General features: G+C 39.7%; 20 protein-coding genes. 1 reads left to right on the top strand and 19 read right to left on the bottom strand.

Annotated elements, in window-relative coordinates; genetic code table 11:
- Positions 1-265: 265 nt before the first annotated feature.
- The 19 genes from LIZ98_RS11830 to LIZ98_RS11740 all read right to left on the bottom strand — a co-directional run bounded on the left by LIZ98_RS11830 (position 266) and on the right by LIZ98_RS11740 (position 21,729).
- Complete coding sequence (locus tag LIZ98_RS11830) at positions 266-1,792, bottom strand: FAD-dependent oxidoreductase (RefSeq protein WP_227091762.1); 1,527 nt, start codon at positions 1,790-1,792, stop codon at positions 266-268.
- 133 nt (positions 1,793-1,925) lie between these two features.
- Positions 1,926-3,125, bottom strand: a complete 1,200-nt coding sequence (locus LIZ98_RS11825; protein WP_041847673.1) for an ABC transporter substrate-binding protein — start codon at positions 3,123-3,125, stop codon at positions 1,926-1,928.
- Between the two features lie 18 nt (positions 3,126-3,143).
- The gene (locus LIZ98_RS11820) at positions 3,144-3,851 is read right to left on the bottom strand and encodes an ABC transporter ATP-binding protein (RefSeq protein WP_227139717.1); all 708 of its coding nucleotides are present in this window, start codon (positions 3,849-3,851) and stop codon (positions 3,144-3,146) included.
- A complete protein-coding gene (locus tag LIZ98_RS11815) occupies positions 3,844-4,608 on the bottom strand; it encodes an ABC transporter ATP-binding protein (RefSeq protein ID WP_227139716.1) in 765 nt (254 codons plus the stop codon). The genes LIZ98_RS11820 and LIZ98_RS11815 overlap by 8 nt, the downstream gene beginning before the upstream one ends.
- A gap of 11 nt (positions 4,609-4,619) precedes the next feature.
- Positions 4,620-5,606 (bottom strand): branched-chain amino acid ABC transporter permease, encoded by a 987-nt coding sequence (locus LIZ98_RS11810; RefSeq protein ID WP_375293580.1) that lies wholly within the window; start codon positions 5,604-5,606, stop codon positions 4,620-4,622.
- Positions 5,603-6,469: a branched-chain amino acid ABC transporter permease gene (locus tag LIZ98_RS11805; RefSeq protein ID WP_227139718.1), complete on the bottom strand. Its 867-nt coding sequence runs from the start codon at positions 6,467-6,469 to the stop codon at positions 5,603-5,605. The genes LIZ98_RS11810 and LIZ98_RS11805 overlap by 4 nt, the downstream gene beginning before the upstream one ends.
- Before the next feature lie 110 nt (positions 6,470-6,579).
- Positions 6,580-7,785 carry an acyl-CoA dehydrogenase gene (locus LIZ98_RS11800; protein ID WP_227139715.1) on the bottom strand — a complete coding sequence of 402 codons (1,206 nt, stop codon included), beginning with the start codon at positions 7,783-7,785 and terminating at the stop codon, positions 6,580-6,582.
- A 133-nt stretch (positions 7,786-7,918) separates the two neighbouring features.
- Positions 7,919-8,317: a MaoC/PaaZ C-terminal domain-containing protein gene (locus tag LIZ98_RS11795; RefSeq protein ID WP_244996607.1), complete on the bottom strand. Its 399-nt coding sequence runs from the start codon at positions 8,315-8,317 to the stop codon at positions 7,919-7,921.
- Positions 8,318-8,322: 5 nt separating this feature from the next.
- Positions 8,323-8,772 (bottom strand): MaoC family dehydratase N-terminal domain-containing protein, encoded by a 450-nt coding sequence (locus LIZ98_RS11790; protein ID WP_227139714.1) that lies wholly within the window; start codon positions 8,770-8,772, stop codon positions 8,323-8,325.
- Between the two features lie 12 nt (positions 8,773-8,784).
- Positions 8,785-9,549 (bottom strand): 3-oxoacyl-ACP reductase FabG, encoded by a 765-nt coding sequence (fabG, locus tag LIZ98_RS11785; RefSeq protein ID WP_227139713.1) that lies wholly within the window; start codon positions 9,547-9,549, stop codon positions 8,785-8,787.
- 60 nt (positions 9,550-9,609) lie between these two features.
- Positions 9,610-10,785, bottom strand: a complete 1,176-nt coding sequence (locus LIZ98_RS11780; RefSeq protein WP_034771820.1) for an acyl-CoA dehydrogenase family protein — start codon at positions 10,783-10,785, stop codon at positions 9,610-9,612.
- 165 nt (positions 10,786-10,950) lie between these two features.
- Entirely contained in the window at positions 10,951-12,138 is a 1,188-nt protein-coding gene (locus LIZ98_RS11775; protein ID WP_034771822.1) for a thiolase family protein, read from the bottom strand.
- A 15-nt stretch (positions 12,139-12,153) separates the two neighbouring features.
- Complete coding sequence (locus tag LIZ98_RS11770) at positions 12,154-13,293, bottom strand: acyl-CoA dehydrogenase family protein (protein WP_227139712.1); 1,140 nt, start codon at positions 13,291-13,293, stop codon at positions 12,154-12,156.
- Between the two features lie 460 nt (positions 13,294-13,753).
- On the bottom strand, positions 13,754-15,424 hold the full coding sequence (locus LIZ98_RS11765; protein WP_041847701.1) for a sigma-54 interaction domain-containing protein: 1,671 nt from the start codon (positions 15,422-15,424) through the stop codon (positions 13,754-13,756).
- A gap of 183 nt (positions 15,425-15,607) precedes the next feature.
- Positions 15,608-15,934, bottom strand: coding sequence for a bacillithiol system redox-active protein YtxJ (gene ytxJ / locus LIZ98_RS11760; RefSeq protein WP_227091756.1), 327 nt, complete (start codon positions 15,932-15,934; stop codon positions 15,608-15,610).
- Between the two features lies 1 nt (position 15,935).
- Entirely contained in the window at positions 15,936-16,352 is a 417-nt protein-coding gene (locus LIZ98_RS11755; protein WP_227091755.1) for a YtxH domain-containing protein, read from the bottom strand.
- A gap of 13 nt (positions 16,353-16,365) precedes the next feature.
- A complete protein-coding gene (locus LIZ98_RS11750) occupies positions 16,366-16,830 on the bottom strand; it encodes a DUF948 domain-containing protein (RefSeq protein ID WP_227091754.1) in 465 nt (154 codons plus the stop codon).
- 264 nt (positions 16,831-17,094) lie between these two features.
- Positions 17,095-18,411, bottom strand: a complete 1,317-nt coding sequence (gene murC, locus LIZ98_RS11745; RefSeq protein WP_227091753.1) for a UDP-N-acetylmuramate--L-alanine ligase — start codon at positions 18,409-18,411, stop codon at positions 17,095-17,097.
- 447 nt (positions 18,412-18,858) lie between these two features.
- Positions 18,859-21,729 (bottom strand): DNA translocase FtsK, encoded by a 2,871-nt coding sequence (locus LIZ98_RS11740; RefSeq protein WP_227139711.1) that lies wholly within the window; start codon positions 21,727-21,729, stop codon positions 18,859-18,861.
- A 72-nt stretch (positions 21,730-21,801) separates the two neighbouring features.
- Between LIZ98_RS11740 and LIZ98_RS11735 the strand changes: the two genes are divergently transcribed.
- The coding region (locus LIZ98_RS11735; protein WP_227139710.1) for a hypothetical protein at positions 21,802-22,027 on the top strand (226 nt) is incomplete at its 3' end.

The following is a 22,027-nucleotide window of genomic DNA, read 5'->3' as shown; positions in this document are numbered from 1 at the left end:
GTTGAACCAATCGGGCACTTACGGGCACTTATCTTCCTCCTTTACATCTTTGATTCCACTTAAGACTTAGGAGGAAGATTTAGTGACCGTTTGTGCGGGATAAAGTGAAACTTCCATCAGGGGGTTCTTCCCACTGATGGTTAGTTGAACCAATCGGGCACTTACGGGTAGTTGATCGCCCCACCCACCATTTTTGTCAACTCGAAAGTCTTTTCGATGAGGTCTACTGCCCGTTTTGGTGGGGTACTTACTCCCACTGATGCCTTTATGAATCCCCTTCTTGAACTTGTTTTAACGGTCGTTCTGCCGGTCCTTCCACAACATCTCCATTGATGGCAAAGCGGGATCCGTGGCAAGGGCAGTCCCAAGTTTTTTCACCGCTGTTCCACTTGACTTCGCAACCCATATGTGTACAGGTGGAATCGACCAAATACAGCTTTCCATTCTCATCTTTATAGGCACCGCAGCGTTTCCCGTCAACTTGAACGATGGCACCTTCCTCATTTTTTAAATCGTCCACTTTTTTCGTCGGCTTTTTCAACTTCCCCTTTACTAAATGTTTAGCAACATCGACATTTGTTTGAATGACTCGTTTTACAGAAGGATCGGTGACAAATCTTGAAGGTACGTACAAGGTCTCATACGGATTTTCCTTATCTAAAATCAAGTCGCGAAAAAGGAGTGCTGCGACATGGCTATGAGTCATTCCCCATTTACGAAATCCGGTCGCCACTAATATGTTCCGATTCGAATCCGTCAGATAACCGATGAACGGAACTTTATCGAGGGTCGAGTAATCTTGAGCACTCCAGCGATAGACAAATTCCTTCACTTTAAACGTGTTTTCCGCATAGGTTTGTAAGTTTTGATAATGTTTATCTGTTGATTCTCCTTGTCCGGTTTTATGATGATCACCGCTGATAATGATGAGTTTCTCATTTTGGTATGGTGTGTAGCGGATTGATCTCGTCGGTTTTTCGGCATTGATATACATACCGCCCGGAAAGTCATCTTCTACTAATGCTCCGACAACATAGGACCGTTCCGCATACATTCGGGCAAAATAAAAACCTTCATCATGGAATGGAAAATGCGAGCAACTTAACACATATTTACAAGTGACCGTATGACCATCTTTTAACAATACTTTTGGAGCTTCACCCATCTCTACTTTCGAAGCAACGGTTTGCTCGTAAATGAGACAACCGGCTTGTTTTAACTCTTCCACAAGTACACGCAAATATTTTAACGGATGAAATTGGGCTTGTTCCGGCATGATTAAGGCTTGCTTTACCTTGAACGGCAACGTGGTTTCTTCAACTAATTTACCGGGAATTCCTAATTTTTCATAGGCATTCATTTCTTTTTCCAATTGACTGGCCGTTTCGTCATTTTCGGTAAAAACATAGGCATCCTCTATCTTTAAATCACATTCAATATGATGCTTTTCAATTAAACTTTTGGCAAACTCCATCGCTTCTTTATTCGCCTGATAATAAAGCTTGGCCTTTTCTTCACCAAAATGGCTGATTAGTTCATCATAAAACAAACCGTGTTGCACAGTTAGTTTTGCTGTCGTGTTTCCGGTTGTCCCGGTCATTAACCGGTCCGCTTCGACAAGAGCGACTTTTAAACCTTCTTGGGTTAATAAATACGCCGAAGTAACTCCGGTAATACCGCCACCGATAATTGCTACATCGACTTCTATATCTTCGTTTATGGAAGGGAACGCAGGAAACTGCACACTATCCTGCCAATAAGAGGTCGGATTTTGCGGAAGTTGTTTGCTCATTTAAATATTCTCTCCTTTGAAAGGTATCTTCCATTATTTTTCCCATTCAAAGGAGAGGATATTCTAAAAAATAATGTAAACTCTTAACTTCAAGTAATATACAATCAAACTTTAGACTGCTGGTTTATAAGAATTAATTTTCCTCAATATAAACAATTTCTCCGTTTTCAATCGCAGCGACTCTGACAGGAATTTTAAAGCCGCCATTTTTATCAATACTTGGGACATCATATACTTTTTTATCATCAGGAAGTGCATCCAAGGCGTCTTGCATATGTGCTCGGATTGTTTTTGCGTCATCAACATTTTTAGCTGCTTTCATTGCCTCTACAAAAATATATACACTCATATAGTGGAATCCTGCTTCAGCTCCGGGATCAATATTGTATTTTTTGCGGTACTTTTCAACAAATTGATCCGTACCCGGGTATCCTGCGTTTACTAGCGGAATGGTCCCAATTGCACCTTCCAACTGCTCATACGTACCACCTGTTATTGCCTTCATTTCATCTAATTTTGCTTGGTCCATCACGATAAATCCACCCTCAAATCCTAGTTCACGAGCTTGTTTCGCCAGTTTTCCTGTCGGTTCAGATGGTCCGCCAATAAAGAGTACATCCGGATCTTTTTCCAAGGCATTTGTCAAAATAGTAAAGAAATCCGTGTCTTTTGAAAAATCAACGGAAGACTCATAGACAACGTCTCCTCCACTTTCTTTCCAGTGTGGTAATAAAATTTTTGCCCAGTCTTGACCATATTGTGTTACAGGTGGAATCGCAGCCAGTTTCTTTCCAAACCGTTCCATTGAATATTTAGTAAATGGTTGAATATATCCTTCATAATTGGGCGGAATTCTAACCGTCAACTTATTGCCGTTTTCCGTAATCGTTGGTTCACTTGAATAAGCGCCAATAATAAAATTATCCTTTTCATTAAACACTTGCAAAGCCATTATCCCACCACTATGAGGTGTAAAAACAATTGGTGTTTTATGTTCTTGAACAAGTCTTTGAGCATTCGATGCAGTTTCATTCGGTAAATATTTGTCATCCAATGAAACAAGATTCAACTTATATTTCTTTCCATCTACCTCAAATCCGGTTTCATTAATTTCCTCAACAGCCATCGTTAATCCATTTAAAGCCTTTTCTCCGTAGCTTGCGGCAGGTCCGCTCAAAGGTCCGGAAAAACCGATATTGACAATTGTTTCCCCCTCATTGCCCTTACCACTATTTCCACCACTTTTTCCTCCTGTCTGGTTTTGAGAACAGGCAGATAGCAGCATAAAAACTCCTATAATCAATGTAAATAGCAAATAAATTTTCTTTTTCATATTGACCCTCCTGTAAATTCATGCCCCAATATAGGCTTTTCTAACTTCTTCGTTAGCAAATAATTCTTCTGCACTTCCTTCAACAACAATTTTTCCGTTTTCGTAAACATAACCTCTGTTCGCAATACTAAGTGCTGCATTTGCATTTTGTTCCGCAAGTAAAATTGTCGTACCTTCTCTATTAATCTCTTTAATACTTTCAAACATTTGTTCAACAATGAGCGGTGCAAGCCCAATGGATGGTTCATCAAGCAACATCAATTTTGGCTTGGACATCAGTGCCCGCCCGATAGCCAACATTTGCTGTTGTCCTCCGCTAAGTGAACCGGCATGATGATTTCTTTTGTCATGTAAAATTGGGAACAGTTCATATATGTCTCTCATTCTTCGTTTTAATTCTTGCTTTTGCTTTCGGTGAACAAAACCGCCCATTAGCAGATTATCTTCCACCGACATAAACGGAAATAGTTTCCGATCTTCGGCACATTGGACAATTCCGAGTTCAACAATTTTACTTGGCAACTTTCCGCCAATGGATGTTCCCTCAAAAACAATCTCTCCAGAGGCTAAACCGTTTAGTCCGCTAATGGCCCGGAATGTCGTCGTTTTCCCTGCACCATTTGCCCCTAATAAAACAACAATTTCACCTTTTTCAACCACAATATCTATATTGTGAATAGCAGCATAATTCCCATATTTAACGGTAACATTATTTAATTTAAGCATGGACACTTCCCCCTAAATACGCTTTAATGACTTGTTCATTCTTTTGAATTTCTTCGGGTGTGCCTTCCGCAATTTTTTCTCCATAATTTAAAACCATGATTTTTTCAGCCAAGCTCATAACCATTTGCATTTTATGTTCAATGAGACAAACCGTTATGCCACTTTCTCCCATCTTTTTAATCAACTGTGCTAATGCTGCAGTTTCTTCCGGATTAATACCTGCAGTCGGTTCATCGAGAAAAACAATTTCCGGTTCAGTTGCAAGTGCCAGTGCAATGGCTGTCCGTTTCTTTTCTTCCTGTGAAATATTTGCCGCTAATTGACCTTTAACATCGAGCAAACCGACAAATTCCAAAACTTCTAAAGCCCTATTGTAACTTTCCCGCTCCTCATTTCGCAGTCTTTTTGTATTGAAAACCGCATCAAATAAATTTGATTTTGTTCTTAATCGATGTCCGACCATGACATTTTCTATTATGGTAGCGTTTTCAAAAAGGCTTGTCGTTTGGAATGTCCGAGCCATCCCCAGTTTTGCAATTTTATTAGCCGGCAATTTCGTAATATCTTCTCCTCTAAACTTAATCTGCCCTGAAGTCGGCTTATGGACACCGCTAATTAAATTGAAAAATGTTGACTTTCCGGCACCGTTCGGACCGATAATCGCATTAATTTTTCCCTTTTCAACAGAAAAATCTACCTCTTTCACAGCGGTTAGTCCACCAAAACTTTTCGTCAAATTTCTTGTTTCTAAAAACATTTCACTCCCCCTTACACTTGTTTTTCCACTTGAACTGCCGCGACTTTCTTTCCTGCCTTCCTGTTCCTAAACAAGCCTGAAATAAAACCGACGATTCCTCTTGGTGAATAGATGATAATCAACGTTAATAACGGACCAAAAATAAGCATTCGGTAGTCTTGTAAAAATTGCAATGTTTGCGACGTCCAAACAATCAATAATGTTCCGATAATCGGTCCTGACAAAGTTCCAATTCCCCCGACAATCAGATAAGTCAATAAATCAAACATAATTGTTGTCGAGCTTATTTCCGGACCGAGGAAGCGAATAAAACTTGCATATAAAGTCCCGGCCACCCCCGCATAAAATGTAGACAACATAAAGGAAAGCAACTTATTCTTTGTCGTTGAAATCCCTAATGATAAAGCTAATGTCTCACTGTTACGAATTGCAATTAATGTCCGGCCAACGAGTGAATGCACGAGTCGATAAGCGATAAAGACCATCCCAAACATAATGAACAAGACAAAATAATATTGACTTGTCGGTGTTGATAAAGAAATGGGACCAAGATCGGGAAGGGCAGGTATGCCAATTAGTCCACGCACTCCTCCTGTCAAACTTTCCCATTTATCAATAACTAAGTAAATAATATAGCCGACACATAAAGTATAGATCGCAAAGAAATGTTCCTTTGTCCGTAAAGATACTAAACCGATCAATGTACCTATCGCCGTAGTGATAATGGGAGCAAGGATAAATGCCGGCCAGAAGCCAATCTCCGTCTTTGTTGTCAGCAAGCCAAAAGCATAGGCACCGATAGCGAAAAATCCGGCATGGGCAAGGGATAAATAACCTGTATACCCGGCGACAATGTTGAGCCCATATACGGCGATAATCCAAATAAACGATAAAGCCATAATATATAAGTAATAACTGTTAGGCATAATGATCGGGAAGAGTAAAGCCAGTAAAATAAAGAAGATAATGATAACTCGTTTATTCATCAGCATGCTCAACTTTGCTCCCCCCTTGAAAAAATTCCTTGAGGTTTTACGGTCAAAATAATAACAAGTAAGATAAACGCTATTAAATCTTTATAATCATTTGATATATACGTTGCACCGATACTCTCGGTAAATCCGAGAATATACCCGCCGAGAATCGCCCCGGGAACACTTCCCATCCCGCCAATAATGATAATGACGAATGCTTTTAAAATAACGAGGTGACCCATTGAAGGAAAAACAAGGTTAATCGGTGCTGTCAATGATGAGCCAATAGCAGCAAGAGCGCCGGCAATGAAAAATGTCAACATAGTTACCCGATTGGTATTAATGCCCACTAGTGATGCCCCCTCGCGATTTTGAGCCATTGCAATAATACTTGCACCGATAAATGTTTTTCTTAAAAAGATGGTTAATAAGATCATCACCGTTACCGCTGTGATAACAATGATTAGCCGTTGTAAAGTGACTGTGAGACCAAATACATTTATGACATTATCAAAGGGAGTGGACATTTGCCGATAGTCTGCTCCCCATAACATTTGTGCGAAAGCTTCAAGAAATAACAGCATTCCGATTGCCGCAACTTTGTGCTGAATTGGGGGTGATTCCCTTAACGGGTGAAAAACAAGACGATCCATTAACACACTGAGTATCCCCACAACCAAAAGGGAAATAAAAATTGCCAAAACATAATGAATACCTAAATAGGTCATCGCAGAAAGTGTAATGTAGCCACCCATCATATATAAGGCACCATGGGCAAAATTTGGAATGTGTAAAATCCCGTATACTAAAGTTAAGCCAAGTGCTACAAGACTGTAAATACTTCCGATTGTTAAACCGTTAAACAACTGTTGAATAAAAATTTCCAGTGCAACCTCCCCCTTTTTGTACAATTTTTATAAATATTCAGTTATTTGTAGCCGCATTTATTCTTTTTTTATAAACTCTGATATCCATCTATCCTTTCAATCGCTCCTAATCAACTGTATTTTTTCAACTCTTCTCTGGCAATGGTACGGCGATGGACTTCATCCGGTCCGTCAGCAAGTCTGAGTGTCCGGATATTGGCATACATTGCAGCAAGTGGTGTATCCTGGCTGACACCGGCTGCTCCGAAAGCTTGAATGGCTCGGTCGATCACTTTTAATGCCATATTTGGGGCAACTACTTTAATCATGGCAATTTCTGCTTTAGCTGCTTTATTGCCAACCGTATCCATCATGTATGCTGCTTTTAAAGTCAACAATCTTGCTTGCTCAATTTCCATTCTTGCGTTGGCAATCCATTCTTGTATCACGCCTTGGTCCGCCAATTTTTTTCCAAATGTTTCCCGTTCCCTGACACGTTTGACCATGAGTTCCAACGCTCTTTCCGCGGCACCGATCGTCCGCATACAATGATGAATTCTCCCCGGTCCAAGCCGTCCTTGAGCAATTTCAAATCCTCTTCCTTCACCTAATAATATATTCGTTGCGGGAACGCGAACGTTTTTAAATTCAATTTCCGCATGACCATGTGGGGCGTGGTCATAGCCAAAAACAGTTAACACTCGCTTGACGGTAACTCCGGGTGTATCCAGCGGGACGAGAATCATCGACTGCTGTTTATGTTTCGGCGCAGTTGGGTCACTTTTCCCCATAACGATGGCGATTTTGCACCTTGGGTCACCTGCACCGGATGACCACCATTTCGTTCCGTTAATAACATAATGGTCCCCATTGCGTACAATACTTGCTTGGATATTTGTCGCATCGGATGAAGCAACATCCGGTTCGGTCATGGAAAAACAAGAACGGATTTCCCCATTTAAAAGTGGTTTTAGCCATTGTTCCTGCTGTGCTTCTGTTCCGTATCGGACAAGCACTTCCATATTACCGGTATCCGGTGCCGAGCAATTGAATACTTCCGGTGCAATTGGCGACCTTCCCATAATTTCACAGAGTGGAGCATATTCAAGATTTGATAATCCGGCTCCATACTTACTATCCGGTAAAAATAAATTCCATAATTCTCGTTCTTTCGCTTTTTGCTTCAATTCCTCCATTATCGGTGGAACAGTCGCAAAACGGTCATATTCATTTAATTGCTCTTCATAAACTTTTTCATTTGGATAAATAAATTCATCCATAAATTCTGTTAATCTTTTCTGAAATTCTTGTACTCTCTCGGAATACATAAAATCCACCTGACTCACCTCCGCTTTCATTTCAATCGTATTTGGAAGAAAGCCGGACGTTGGAACCTTTTATCCGGCTCTTCATACGAAAATCAAACGACAATTTTTAAGCTTGCCTATTTGCCGATCGTTTCAACAGAAATCATACTGCATCATATAGCCTAAAATGAACGCTTCCCTTGACAACCTCTTGGCCATTTTCTTTAACAGCTTTAACATTGAAAAACAGATCATTTCCGCTCGTTTCTGCTAACTCCGCTTTTAATGTCAATACATCATCAAGAAAAACCATTCCTGCAAAGCGAACTTTATATTCCTTGATAAAACCTTTTTCTAAAAAAGGTGTGAATAGTTTGCCTAAGTTTCCCATCGTCCACATACCATGTGCAATGATACCCGGTAACCCTGCTTTTTTTGCTTCCTCATCAATCGTATGAATCGGGTTGAAGTCACCGGAAGCTCCGGCATATTTAATTAAATCCAGTCTTGATACCGGGGCTAATGTCACTTTCAAGGTTTCTCCGGGTTTAAATTCTGTCATTGTTTTCACACATTTATCCCCTTTCGTACGGCTTCTGTAATAATAACATTTTGAATTTCAGTAAAAATGATATTACCTTTTGCATCTTCACCCACTCGTTTGATGACCACAAAACCCATGTCGCCACTTTTTCCTTTTTTTTCATAATAGTCCTGAATAATTGTATAACAATATACCTCTTCACCGACAAGGAGCGGACGTTCATATTGATACGTTTCTTCGCCATGAATTAACCCTTTCACCGGAAGTTCGACTCCTTCCAATACGCCATAGTCGAATACCCTCGGAAATGTGGGCGGTGCAATATTCACACCATACTTTGACTTTTCCCTGTATGTTTCATCGACAAAAATTGGATGCAAATCGCCAATTGATTCAGCAAACCGTTTCACGAGTAATCGGTCAACGGTATTTTTTACTTTGTTTGATGTCTTGCCAATCCATTCTTTTGACATTCTTTTCCCTCCTTAAGCTCTTGGTCCGCCGGCAACATACAGGACTTGCCCGTTTACGAAAGATGATTTTTCATCGGCAAAAAACGCGACAGCATTGGCAATATCTTCCGGTTTCCCGCCTCTTTGGACCGGAATTTCTGCGGCTGCTGCTTTCACAAACTCATCAAACGGTACCCCGATTCGTTCGGCAGTAGCTTTTGTCATTTCTGTTTGAATAAATCCCGGCGCAACTGCATTAGTTGTAATCCCATATTTTCCCAGCTCAATGGCCAATGTTTTTGTAAACCCTTGTAAACCTGCTTTTGCCGTGGCATAGTTGGCTTGACCGCGGTTACCGAGAGCAGATGTGGATGATATATTTATGATTCTCCCATACTTTCTTTCTACCATATATTTTTGTGCCGCCCGTGCCGCATTGAATGACCCTTTCAAATGAACATCCATCACTTGTTGCCAATCGTCGTCCGTCATTTTAAATAGTAAATTGTCACGGATAATCCCGGCATTATTAACAAGAATATCGAGAGACCCGTACTTTTCGACAACTTCTTGCATGGCAGTTTCTACTTCATTGGCGTTGACAACATTAGCTGCCTTTGTATAAACATCGAATCCCGATTGAGCAAATTCACTGGCTGTTTCATTCAATGCTTCCTGATTTATATCAATAATGGCTACTTTAGCACCTTCCTCCAAGAAAAGTTTTGCTATCCCTTTTCCGATGCCGCGGCTGCCTCCTGTAACAAATGCCACTCTTCCTTCAAAACGTTTACTCATATTTTCGACCTCCAATTGAATTTTTTGTTTTCCTGCTATTTTTACCGACTAATCATTGTCTCAAATAAAATCCCCGATATGAACATGACCTTTTAATAGATTCCGAGAAATAATCATACGCTGGATTTCATCCGTACCGTCGTAAATGCGCCATAATCTTGCTTCCCGGTACCAACGTTCAATCGGCAACTCCTTCGTATAGCCCATACCGCCATGAATTTGTAAAACTCGGTCAACTACCCGATTTCCCATATTTGACCCGTATAATTTTGCCATTGAAGCTAAATGGCGGTTATCTTCTCCTTGATCAAGGGTAAAAGCAGCGTTTAACACCAACCATCTGGCCGCTTCAATTTCGACGGCGGAATCGGCAATCATCCATTGAATGGCTTGACGTTCGGCAATCGGCTTTCCGAAAGTGACCCGTTCTTTTGCATAATCAATTGCCATTTGTAATAATCGTTCTGCCGCACCGACTGCCCGGGCACCGACAATCCATCTGGCAAAACCGATCCATTCCAAACCAAGTTTATAGCCACCATGCAATTCTCCCAAAATATTTTCTTCCGGTACGCGGACATTTTCAAAAATTAAACTGGCCGGTCCCCATTCGCCCATTGTGTGAATATATTCCGAGCGCCAGCCCATATCACGGTCGACGATAAAACAGGTAACCCCTTCTCTTCCTGTTTTTGCATGCCTTTCTTTATCGGTAATGGCAATGACCATAACAAAATCGGCTTCGTTCCCACCGGTAATAAATGTTTTTTCCCCGTTTAAAACCCATTCGTCCCCGTCTTTTACCGCAGTCATTTTTATATTTCTTGTGTCACTGCCGGCACCCGGTTCTGTCATGGCAAAACAAGATTTTTTCTCTCCGTTAATTGTCGGGATTAAATATTTCTTTTTTTGTTCCTCGTTACAATAGTAAAGAATATTATCAGCTGAACCGCCGAAACTGAATGGAACAAACGTTTTTGAAATCTCCATGGTAACGATTGCCTGCATCATTTGGCCGAGGTCAGCCCCGCCATATTCACTAGGTGTATTAATTCCCCAAAATCCTGCATTTTTCGCTTTAAGTTGAAGTTCTTTTACTTTTTCTTGCGGCAAGCTTGGTCTTCCTTCCCGCTCATTTCTTAGCACATCATTTTCCAATGGGATTAGTTCTTTTTCGACAAATTTACGAATCGTTTCTTGAACCATTTTTTGTTCTTCCGTAAGACGTAAATGCATAAAAAATCTCTCCTTTATTAAAATTTATGGCGTCTGTAAAAACGATCGCTTTATACTTTTACAGGCTGCTCTTGAAAACTTGTTTTTCTATTTTCCGGCGGCTGTTTCGGTAAGTCTTTAGCATAGTCTGCCGATAAGCTTTTCAGTGCCGATTATTTATGGACTCTAAAGCAACTCAATCATCATCGCCATGCCTTGCCCCCCGCCAACACACAATGTGGCGATACCAAATTGTTGTTGCCGTTTTATCATCTCATAGAGAAGGGTCGTTAGGATTCTGGCACCGGTTGCCCCGACCGGATGTCCCAAGGCAATCGCACCACCGTTTACATTTACCTTTTCATAATCAAGAGATAGTTCACGAATACATGCCAATGCTTGTGAGGCAAAAGCTTCATTCAGTTCAAAAAGATCAATATCTTGAATGGATTTGTTTTGTTTAGCTAACAACCTTTTCACTGCGGGAACCGGTCCAATTCCCATAATTTCAGGAGACACACCGGAAACAGCCCAATCGACAATTTTGGCTAACGGTTTTAACCCTAATTCTTGAGCTTTTTGCCGCTTCATCATGACAAGCGCCGCTGCACCGTCATTCCTACCGCATGCGTTTCCCGCTGTCACAGTCCCGTTTGGTTTAAAAGCCGGTTTTAATGTTGCCAACTTATCCAAGGTTGTCGTGAATCTTGGATGTTCATCTTGAGTGAACTGAAAGGACTCTTTTTTCCGGTTCACTTGTACAGGAATTATTTCTTCTTGGAAGCGCCCTTTCATAATTGCCGCTTTTGCCCGCTTCTGGCTCTCAAGGGCAAAAATATCTTGGTCTTCTCTGGAAATCTTGTATGTTTCCGCCACATTTTCAGCGGTCATCCCCATGCCAAGGTTAGCACCATAAATCTCTGTTGGTTGCTGGCCCGCTTCTGTATTGGAATCTACTAAATAAGGTGTTTCATCGCCAAATCGGGCGCCACGGAGATAAATCGGCGAACGGCTCATACTTTCTGTTCCACCGGCAACGACAATTTCCGCATCCCCGCGAAGAATTTCTTGGACGCCGGATGCAACAGCCTGCATTCCCGAAGCACAAAGACGATTAACTGTAAATGCAGGAGTCGTCTCGGGAAGCCCAGCCCTAAGTGCTGCTACCCTGGCAACATTTGATGATTCGGTTGTTTGACGGACTTCTCCCATAATGACTTCATCTATTTGATCCGGTTGGATACTTGCTCGATTGATTGCTTCCTCAATGACGAGTGCGGCCAGATGTCCGGAGCTGATATTTTTGAGAGAGCCACCAAAAGTACCAATCGGCGTCCTGACAGCGCTTACAATAACAACTTCTTCGTTCCCCATTTACGCCCTCCTTTTTCAGCTGTACTCTTTCATTAACTGTTTTGCAATAATATTTTTCTGTATTTCAGATGTACCTTCATAAATTCTTGTAATCCGGGCATCTCGGTAAAATCGTTCAATCGGATATCCGGCAATATATCCTAATCCGCCATGAATCTGCAACGCTTTATCGGTAACACGGTTGTAAGTTTCCGAACCGTATAGTTTTAACATTACCGCTTCTTTAATGACATTTTTTCCCTCATCCACCATCCAAGCTACACGGTATGTAAAAGATCGCAAAGCTTCTATTTCGACTGCCATTTCAGCAAGCATATGGGCGACTGCTTGATGTTCGATGATTGGTACCCCGAACTGTTTCCGTTCTAAGGCATACGTTGTGGCCATATCCAATAATTTTTGACAACTTCCCAGATTTCTGGCAGCCAGACCGGCACGACCATTCGTCAAGATTTTTAATGCATTTATATACCCTGCCCCTTCTTCGCCAAGCATGTTTTCTACCGGAACTTCACAATCTTCTAAAATAATTTCTGCGGAATGAGACCCGCGTAATCCCATTTTTTGTTCAACCGTGCCGATGTGGAATCCCGAAAAACCTTTTTCAACTATAAATGCGGTTATTACACGAGCACCTTTTCTGCGGTTTGTTACCGCCATGACAGTAAAAATATCTGCTTCCGTTGCATTCGTAATATAATCATTTAAAATATATTTATCTCCCTTTTTTACTGCGATTGTTTGCAAATTAGCGGCATTTGATCCGGCTTCCGGTTCCGTCAGCGCAAAAGCGCCGATTTTTTCACCACTTGCCATTGAAGGCAAATATTTTTCTTTTTGTTGTTCGTTTCCAAATTCGACGAGTCCAACAGTGCCAATCCCTGTATGGGCGCCAATTAAGGTCGTGTAACCGTTATGAGTTTGCCCAATTTCCTCATAGATCGCACATTTACCAACCATCTCGATCCCCAGACCGCCATATTTTTCCGGAATACTTAAACCGAACAGACCTAATTCCTTCGACATCTCAATGATATGTTGTGGAATTTTATCATCAGCTTCAATTTGCTCGGCAACCGCTTCAACCTCTTTTTGGATAAAGTCTCTGACATTTTCTTTCAAGAGTAAAATATCTTCATCCAGTTGAAAATCCACTCCCGTCACTTCCTCATTTGTCAAATTCCTGTCACAATTTTATATTGCAAGTAGTGTGCCAACTTTTAAACGATAACAATATGCATAATCAAGTGAAACTTAAATCAGTGGGTTTTTATCATCACTGATGGTTAGTTGAACCAATTGGACCTTTACGGGCAGTTCATACCCTACCAATCTTCTTTGTAACTCAAAAATCTTGAGGTGAGGGACTTACTGCCCGTTAAGACGGGATAAAATGTAATGCAATTATGAATTATTAAACCATATTCCTATGTTTCTATTTGATTTAATTTTGTATCGAATAATTCATTTTTGAATTAAAAAACACTCGACTTTGACACGAAAGCCAAAGTAAACAGACTGAGAACATGGTTTCACCCTATGATTTAATTTAATTGTCAAAATTGAAAAAAACTGCTCCGGACAATGGGTTGGAACAGTTTTTCAATCCTTCACACTATTCATTTTTTACTTTGATGTTGTATTTCTTCAACTTGCGGACGACGGTTGGCTGACTTGTTTGCAGCGCTCGTGCAATTTCATATGTATTTTGATATTTTTTCGCCGCCTGACGCAACAGCCTCCTCTCAACGTCTTCCACGGCTTCTTTCAATGAAAGTTGAGTTTGTCGTCCAACGATTTCCGAGGAACGGTATTCTTTTGGCAAGTGATCAATTCCGATTTTATCTTGATATACGGTAACCACTAATCGTTCAATCAAATTAGAAAGTTCACGAATATTCCCCGGCCAATCATACACCGTGAGAAAATCAATCAGTTCGTAATCAAATTCCTTATACAACTGATATTTTTGATTATATGTTTTTAAAAACAAATGGATAAGCGGCAATATATCTTCCCGACGTTCACGCAACGGAGGAATATGAATTGGAATCACATTGAGTCGATAATAGAGGTCTTCCCGAAATTCACCCTGTACCACCATCTCATATAAATTTCGATTGGTTGCGGCAATAATATGGACATCAACCTTCTTCGGCTTCGTTCCCCCTACACGTTGGATTTCCCCTTCCTGCAGAACACGTAAAAGTTTTACTTGTAAATTTAACGGTAATTCAGCCACTTCATCAAGGAACAATGTACCGCCATTCGCTAATTCAAACATACCTGGTTTGCCATTCCGATTCGCCCCAGTAAAAGCACCGGCCTCGTAACCAAATAATTCGGATTCAAGTAATTCCGGCGGGATGGCACCACAATTTACTTTAATCAGTTTTCCGGTTTTCACTCGGTCACTATTTTCATAGATAAAATTTGTTAAAACATCCTTTCCGACACCGGTTTCCCCTAAAATTAAGATGGTTGCATCAAAATTAGCAATTCGTTTCGCTGTTTCAAAAATGGCTAACATTTGCTCACTTTGAACAACAATCCCGTATTTTTCCTCATATTCATTTTTTGGTTGCGGGGCCTCCGTCTGGAATTCATGGTCTTTAAGATAATCAATTTGTTCCGCTTGGATTCGATTCAAATCAGTGAGGTCTCTAATATTGGTAACAATCATATCAATATTTCCTTGACTGTCAAGTACCGGAGTTCCTGTTAAAAGCGTAATATTTCCAATATAATTTTTTTGGACAAATGACACCGTTTTCTTTTTCTTCAATGCTTCTTCTGTTACGGAATTTTTTAAAATCCCCCGTCTTACTAAATCCTTTACATTTTTCCCAAGATAATAATGTTTCGGGATCCCGGTAATTCGTTCAATTGCAGCATTTGTCCGAATCGTCACTCCTTCCCGATTTGTCAAATAAATACCGTCATAGGAATGTTCAAAAACAGCTTCCAATTCATACTTATGTCGTTTCAAATCATTCAATGCCTCGAGCAAATCGGTGACACCGCTTGTTTCAATTCCGACTAATAGATTTTCATTTTGCTTGATTTGTTTTTTAATAACTAAATAATCTTTCCCGGTGATTTTTGCCATTAATAAATTAGGGTCTGATTGATTCGGGACCACTTGTAAATAATCGGTTATGTTTTTATCCTTTCCTAATCCTGTTAACAATGATTCAAATGCTTGGTTGTATGAAACGAGTTTGTCATGATCATCCATAATAGCGAATGGGATAGGGAAATGGTTCCACTTTTGCAAAAAAATCACCTGCCTTGATAAAGATTGTTGCCGGGTCTTCGTTATTTGGCGGTCATACATGCTTTTGTACCAACGAAGCTGTCTTATTAAGTGGCACCACCTATATGAGGGGAAGGCTTATTTTAAGAAAAGGACTGTCCCCATCAGAACTTTCCTTAGGACAATCCCTCTTCTCTTGTTCATTGTATGATCTTATAAGGTAACTTTTTCTATCGCTTCTTTCGTTATCTCGCCGTGAGAATTGTGCCACTGTACCTCTCCGCTCTTAATATAAAAGATTTGCGGGGATTCATGTTTAATTGCAAAATGGTCTGCGATATAATTGGACAATGGTCTACTTTCTTGGACCGTTAAATAATATCCGTTGATTTCATTATGTTCTTCCAAATAAGCAGTAAATTGGTCAAATGCACCTCGGCTAATTGGACAAGTTAAACTATGTTTGAATAATAAGAATGAACTTTCTTTTTCCAGAATCGATTTAAATTCACTTTCTTCGTATATTTGTTTGAGAGGCAAATTATTTATCCCCCTTATTTTTTAAAGCTGCCAATTTCTCATCAATTTCATTTGATAATTCCTCAATTGTTTGCTTGGCATCTTCTAATACTTCTATGGCTTCATCACCGGATTTTTTTGTCATTGATTGTACGGCGTCGACTAAGAAGTTTGTTTGCTCTTGAACAGCTTTCGTTAATTTTTCTTTGGCATCATTGGCAAATTCCCGGACATCATTGCCTTTTTGAATCACAATATTCTTGACTTGATCACTTTTATCTAAAGCAAAATTGGCCTTTGATTGAATTTCGCTACGTAAATCTTTTCCGGATTTTGGTGCAAATAATAGAGCTGCGAGCGAACCAATTACACTCCCGATAATCACACCTGTTAAGAAATCCTTTGTCTCCCTTGTTTCCGCTTTTTTGTTTTCTTCCATTTTCATCATCCTCCTACTCTGTTCGATTATCGATGACAATATTTGCTTCCTTATTATGTTTTCTGCGTTCCTTAATTTCAATCCATTTGTCCTTCAGTTCGCCGGCAAGTTTCCCCCAGCTGATAACTTGTGAAATTTTATCCTGATTATCTGCCACTTTTTGAATGACTGTGTTTGAAATACTATTCACTGAATGATTAAATGCCTGAAGGGTGTGTCCGACTTCTTCTACCGCTATGACAACAGAATCTAGTTTTTTTGACTTTTGTTGGATATCAGCCGCCAAATCATTTGTTTTTTTGAGTAAATTTTCTGTTTCCTTTGTTACCCCTTGCAATTGCCCTTCCAAACTTTCTACAGTATGTGAAATATGGTTTAACGTTTGTGTTAATGATTTTAATGTTTGTATAATATAAATGACCAATACAACAAAAGCAACGGCCACTACAGCCACACTTATGTACAAAATCGCTTCCATTATGAAAAACTCCCTTCTATTTCCTCTCTTACCAATCTTTACATTCTATTCTATTACAATTAAAACATTTTTACAAAGAAGAATCGAGCCTATATACTAATTCTTTATTAAATATTTCGTACAGGTATCTGAAAAAGTACCGAAAAGCTCTCCCGTATACAAAAAAAGCCATCCAACAGGTCCTTAACGAGCCAATAATCCGGTCAAACTTCCGGTTAGTGAATCGCAAAACTCCGTCAGACAGCTTTCCAATTTTCTATCACCTTATACGGTTTTATGTTCTTTTTTCAAATAGCGTTCATAGGCTTCTTGATATTTATGAACATCCCCGGCACCCATGAACAAGACAACACTGTTTTCAAAATCAGCTAATTTGGCAACATCTTCTTCTGCTAAAATTTGTGCTCCATCAACCTTGGCTTGTAGATCTTGGATAGATAAATTTCCGTGATTTTCCCGAGCCGATCCAAAAATTTCACAAAGGAACACTTCATCAGCTGCACTTAAACTATTGGCAAAATCATTTAGAAAGGTTTGTGTTCTTGTAAAAGTATGCGGTTGGAAGACGGCAACCAATTTTCTATCCGGATATTTTTGTCTTGCCGAATTTAGTGTTGCCCGGATTTCGGTCGGATGATGGGCATAGTCATCAATTAATATTTGCGAACCAATTCTTTTTTCAGTAAATCTCCTCTTTACGCCATGAAATGTTTTTAACCCTTCACGAATAATCGAAACATCAATATCCTCATAATGACAAATCGTAATAACACTTAATGCATTCAATACATTATGATCGCCAAATAACGGAATGAAGAAGGAAGAATAGAAATTGTTACGAACAAAGACATCAAAAGTTGTTCCTTCCTGTGTCGTTTCAATATTTCGTGCCTGAAAATCATTTTCATCACCGAAGCCATAAAAAAGTACCGGAACTTTCGCTTGAATTTTTTGCAGATGCTCATCATCACCGCAAGCAATAATTCCTTTTTTCACCTGCAATGCGATTTCTTGGAAAGCAGAAAAAACATCCTCTACATTGGCGTAATAATCGGGATGGTCAAAATCTATATTTGTCATAATACAGTAATCGGGAAAGTATGAAAGAAAATGGCGACGATATTCACATGCTTCAAAAACAAAATAAGTGGCGTCCTTAACCCCTTTCCCTGTTCCATCACCAATTAAATAAGATGTTGGTTTTGCCAATTCCATGACATGCGAAAGAAGCCCGGTTGTCGATGTTTTCCCATGAGCACCGGTAACTGCGATACTTGTATAATTTTGAATAAAATCTCCTAAAAAGCGATGATAACGTATGACCGGCAGTCCTAATGCCAACGCTTTTTGAATCTCTTCGTGGGAATCAGGAAATGCATTTCCCGCGATAATTGTCATTCCCGGTTTTATATTGTCTTCTTTAAAAGGATAAATGGGAATTCCTAGTTTTTCCAATGAATCTTGCGTAAAATAATGTTTTTCTACGTCCGATCCTTGGACTTTGAAACCCATATTATGAAGGATTTGTGCAAGGGCACTCATCCCGGATCCTTTAATTCCTACAAAATGGTAAATAGTCATGTTAGAACCTCCAACAATGTCACTATATAATATGCATTATATGTATGAGAGAACTTATTTCGTGTTTCGTACAAATTTCAAAAAGCCATTTTCCAAAAGTTCGTTATTTTTTAAAATGAACCGACCCTTTCGCTCAAGCAAAGACTTTCGCCGGCTTCCAAGCTCGCAAGTAACGTAAAATATTCACGACCGTTGGCGAAAACAGCCTTTCAAAAATTTCCTGTCCCTAATCCAATTAGAATTGTTCACTACATAATGCGCTAAACCGCACTTTATGTATTATAGCATTTTCATTTCAAAAAAACTATCGCTTATCTATATCCTTGCCCGCCAAACCTAAAATTTTCAACAAAAGCCGAGTTTTATAAAATTTTTTTTGAATCGGGTCGGTAGGATTTTTCGATCAGTCGACCCGGTTTCAACAATTTTATTTGCATGATTCCATCTTTATAGAAGCTCCTTCAACTGGTCTAAATCGTTATTTGTCATTAATACATCACGCGGTTTACTACCCTTTGCCTCCGAAATCATGCCTTTTTCTTCCATCAATTCAATAATTCGTGCTGCCCGATTATAGCCGATTCGAAAATGTCTTTGTAAACTTGATGTAGAGATATTTCCTTGTTCTAATGCATATTCACAAGCCTCATAAAGAAGTTCATCATTCTCGGCTAAATCAGATTTTTTAATAAGTTCTTCTTGTTCAAATAAGTAATTCGGTTCACCTTGGGTCCGAACATGGTCAACTACTTTTTCAATTTCTTCATCTGTAATAAAAGCACCTTGAATGCGGACCGGTTTTGCCGTTCCGTTTGCCACAAATAGCATATCGCCTTTTCCAAGCAGACGTTCCGCTCCACTAATGTCAATGATCGTACGGGAATCAATTTGACTCGATACGGAAAAAGCAATCCGTGTCGGTACATTTGCTTTAATCAAACCGGTAATGACATCAACAGAAGGCCGTTGGGTCGCAATCAACAGATGAATACCACATGCACGAGCCTTTTGGGCAATTCTGGCAATCGCTTCTTCGACATCAGCCGGTGCCATCATCATTAAATCAGCTAATTCATCAATAATAATCACAATATATGGTAATTTTTGTTCTTGCATTTCACACTTCTCGTTAAATTTACTAATGTCACGTACACCGGAATGAGCAAACAATTCATATCGTCTTTCCATCTCATCGACCGCCCACTTTAACGCCTGGGTTGCTGCTTTCACATCGGTAATGACGGGACTAATTAAGTGTGGAATGCCGTTATATGGAGACAACTCCACCATTTTTGGATCGATTAATAATAATTTTACTTCTTCAGGTCTGGCCTTATATAAAAGACTGATAATAAATGTGTTAATGCAAACACTTTTTCCGGAACCTGTCGCACCGGCAATTAAACCATGGGGCATTTTTTTAATATCGGTCATAATCGGTTTACCCGTAATGTCGAGACCAAGAGCCGCTGTTAATGGAGAGTTTGCATCAATGAAACTCGGTTGATCGATGATGTCTCGCAGATAAACCGGCCGGCTGATTTTATTCGGTACTTCAATCCCGATTGTGTGTTTACCCGGAATCGGTGCTTCAATTCGAATTTCTTTCGCGGCAAGACTTAGTTTTAAGTCATCCGTCAAGTTGGTAATTTTACTTACCTTCACTCCCATATCAGGGGATAATTCAAAACGAGTTACTGTGGGACCGACAGAAACATCAACGACTTTCGCACCGACATGGAAACTCCGTAACGTATTGTTTAGAATCGCTTTTTGATCCTCAATCCACTCGTCATTGGATTGTTGAAAAGTAAATTTATTTAAAAGATTACGGGACGGGAATTGATAGTCCTGTTCTTCAACTGTATTGGTTTCTGTAGCGGCAGCAGCCATTTGTTGAAAAGCTTGCTGTTGTGCTTTCTTTTTCAAAAATTCCCGGTCTTTTTTCAACATAAGAACATTGAAAGGAAGATGTTTTTTCGTTGTCGGTTTCGTCGCTTGTTCTTGATCGTTTCGTTTACCAGATTGTTTTTCTTTCGCAACATTTTCCTTATGTTCATTCATTGATTTTGCTTTTTGAATTTCTTTTGCCTCTACCTTTTCCATATTGTTATTAGTTGGATGAACCTCCACTGACTCGGTTAATTCCTGGACAGGGACCGAGTCCTTATTCAAGTCATCATCCGGTTCTTTGACAAATTCATCTTCTCGAATGACCGGCTCTTGATTATTTTTTTCGAATTCAAGAGCTTCTTGTTGCTTGGAATCTTGATTTACAGTTGGGTCATCTTGCAAATAGTGCTTCTCTGGTTTATCTGTTTCAATACTCCACTCGGTCAGTTGTATATCTTCCCCGGATTCAGCTGTTTCTGATGACGTTAAAAGGGGGGCTTCAGTCCTCTCCGCTTTCATGAAATCATCGTTAATTTCTTGATTTTTTTCTTGTTCCGGAGTTGTTTCTTCCATTTTTCCGATTGCTTCCTGCGACAACGAAGAAAGATCTTGTGTTTCGGTGTCAAAGTCAGATTGTTTTGATTGGATCATATCCGGAAATGAGGTTGACTTATCACCATTATTTTCCGTCTGTACCTCTATTTTCATTGATAAGGAATTTTCTTTATCTGTTATCTGACTATTTGTGGCAGCCCATTGCTGACTATATTCCGGCTGATCCGGTTTTTCCTTCCTATTGGGAAGTTGATTGATTGTTATTTGTTCTTTTTCTTGACCATCCTCATATAAATTTGAATGATCTCTGCTTTGAACAGTTTCCCTTATCTCATCTTGGTCATCACGGAACTCGTGACCAGACAATTTTTTATTTTCTGCATTTCTCTCAAAAGTGGTCAGTTCAAATTCAATGATGTCATCCTGTTTTTTTCTCCTTTGAAACCCGTAAATAGGTGAAGGAATTTCAGTTGGATGAAATGGTCGCTTTTTATGAATCTTTTCTTGCCGAACCTCATGAACATCATTGCTAATTGCTTCAGATGCTTGATTATTTTGTTTTGAGGTGGGTCCCAATTGCGGTGCAGAGGATGTCTTTTCCTTTTTCTTTTCATACCGGCGAATATCAGCTTCGTGGCGCCGCTGTAAAAGATCACGAATATCGGACATACCTTCTTTCATGTTTGCACGATGATGAATGATATGTTTGCCCTCACCCTTTTCAATTAAAGGCCGATTCGTGGAACTTTTTGGATATTGATATGTTACTTTTGTCTTAAGCTCTTTGCTTTGAACCACATCGTTAGTTGGGCCTAGCCATTCATCCTCATCATCTTGGTAAAAAGAAAACCATTTTTTATACCAATCCATTTCCATCACTCTCTTTCAAAACATACAATAACATTTTACTATAAAATGAAGATGAAAGGGGGTAAAACTAACATGACAATTGAAGCAGTCATTTTACAAGTTGATCATTTTATTTACAATTGCTCAGGAAACAGAAATTCCTCAACTGGGAAAGGGGGGGGTCGCATTAATGTGACTGACGAGATTGAGGTTTGTCGCCAAAAACAGGCATTTCTCACCTTAAAACGGCGACGAGATTCAGGTTCGTCGCCAAAAACAGGCATTTTTCACCTTAAAACGGCGACGAGATTCAGGTTCG

Origin of the sequence: Caldibacillus sp. 210928-DFI.2.18 (assembly GCF_020554505.1) — a bacterium.
GTDB classification, from domain to species: Bacteria; Bacillota; Bacilli; order Bacillales; family Caldibacillaceae; genus Caldifermentibacillus; species Caldifermentibacillus hisashii.
The sequence above is the reverse complement of the archived record's forward strand: the minus strand, read 5'-3'. Positions and strand labels throughout refer to the sequence as shown.

What these genes read in the sequence shown, in the direction of transcription:
- LIZ98_RS11830 (WP_227091762.1), bottom strand. Translation starts at nt 1,792, where the DNA reads ATGAGCAAACAACTTCCGCAAAATCCGACCTCTTATTGGCAGGATAGT.
- LIZ98_RS11825 (WP_041847673.1), bottom strand. Translation starts at nt 3,125, where the DNA reads ATGAAAAAGAAAATTTATTTGCTATTTACATTGATTATAGGAGTTTTT.
- LIZ98_RS11820 (WP_227139717.1), bottom strand. Translation starts at nt 3,851, where the DNA reads ATGCTTAAATTAAATAATGTTACCGTTAAATATGGGAATTATGCTGCT.
- LIZ98_RS11815 (WP_227139716.1), bottom strand. Translation starts at nt 4,608, where the DNA reads ATGTTTTTAGAAACAAGAAATTTGACGAAAAGTTTTGGTGGACTAACC.
- LIZ98_RS11795 (WP_244996607.1), bottom strand. Translation starts at nt 8,317, where the DNA reads ATGACAGAATTTAAACCCGGAGAAACCTTGAAAGTGACATTAGCCCCG.
- LIZ98_RS11790 (WP_227139714.1), bottom strand. Translation starts at nt 8,772, where the DNA reads ATGTCAAAAGAATGGATTGGCAAGACATCAAACAAAGTAAAAAATACC.
- fabG (WP_227139713.1), bottom strand. Translation starts at nt 9,549, where the DNA reads ATGAGTAAACGTTTTGAAGGAAGAGTGGCATTTGTTACAGGAGGCAGC.
- LIZ98_RS11780 (WP_034771820.1), bottom strand. Translation starts at nt 10,785, where the DNA reads ATGCATTTACGTCTTACGGAAGAACAAAAAATGGTTCAAGAAACGATT.
- LIZ98_RS11775 (WP_034771822.1), bottom strand. Translation starts at nt 12,138, where the DNA reads ATGGGGAACGAAGAAGTTGTTATTGTAAGCGCTGTCAGGACGCCGATT.
- LIZ98_RS11755 (WP_227091755.1), bottom strand. Translation starts at nt 16,352, where the DNA reads ATGGAAGAAAACAAAAAAGCGGAAACAAGGGAGACAAAGGATTTCTTA.
- LIZ98_RS11750 (WP_227091754.1), bottom strand. Translation starts at nt 16,830, where the DNA reads ATGGAAGCGATTTTGTACATAAGTGTGGCTGTAGTGGCCGTTGCTTTT.
- murC (WP_227091753.1), bottom strand. Translation starts at nt 18,411, where the DNA reads ATGACTATTTACCATTTTGTAGGAATTAAAGGATCCGGGATGAGTGCC.
- LIZ98_RS11740 (WP_227139711.1), bottom strand. Translation starts at nt 21,729, where the DNA reads ATGGATTGGTATAAAAAATGGTTTTCTTTTTACCAAGATGATGAGGAT.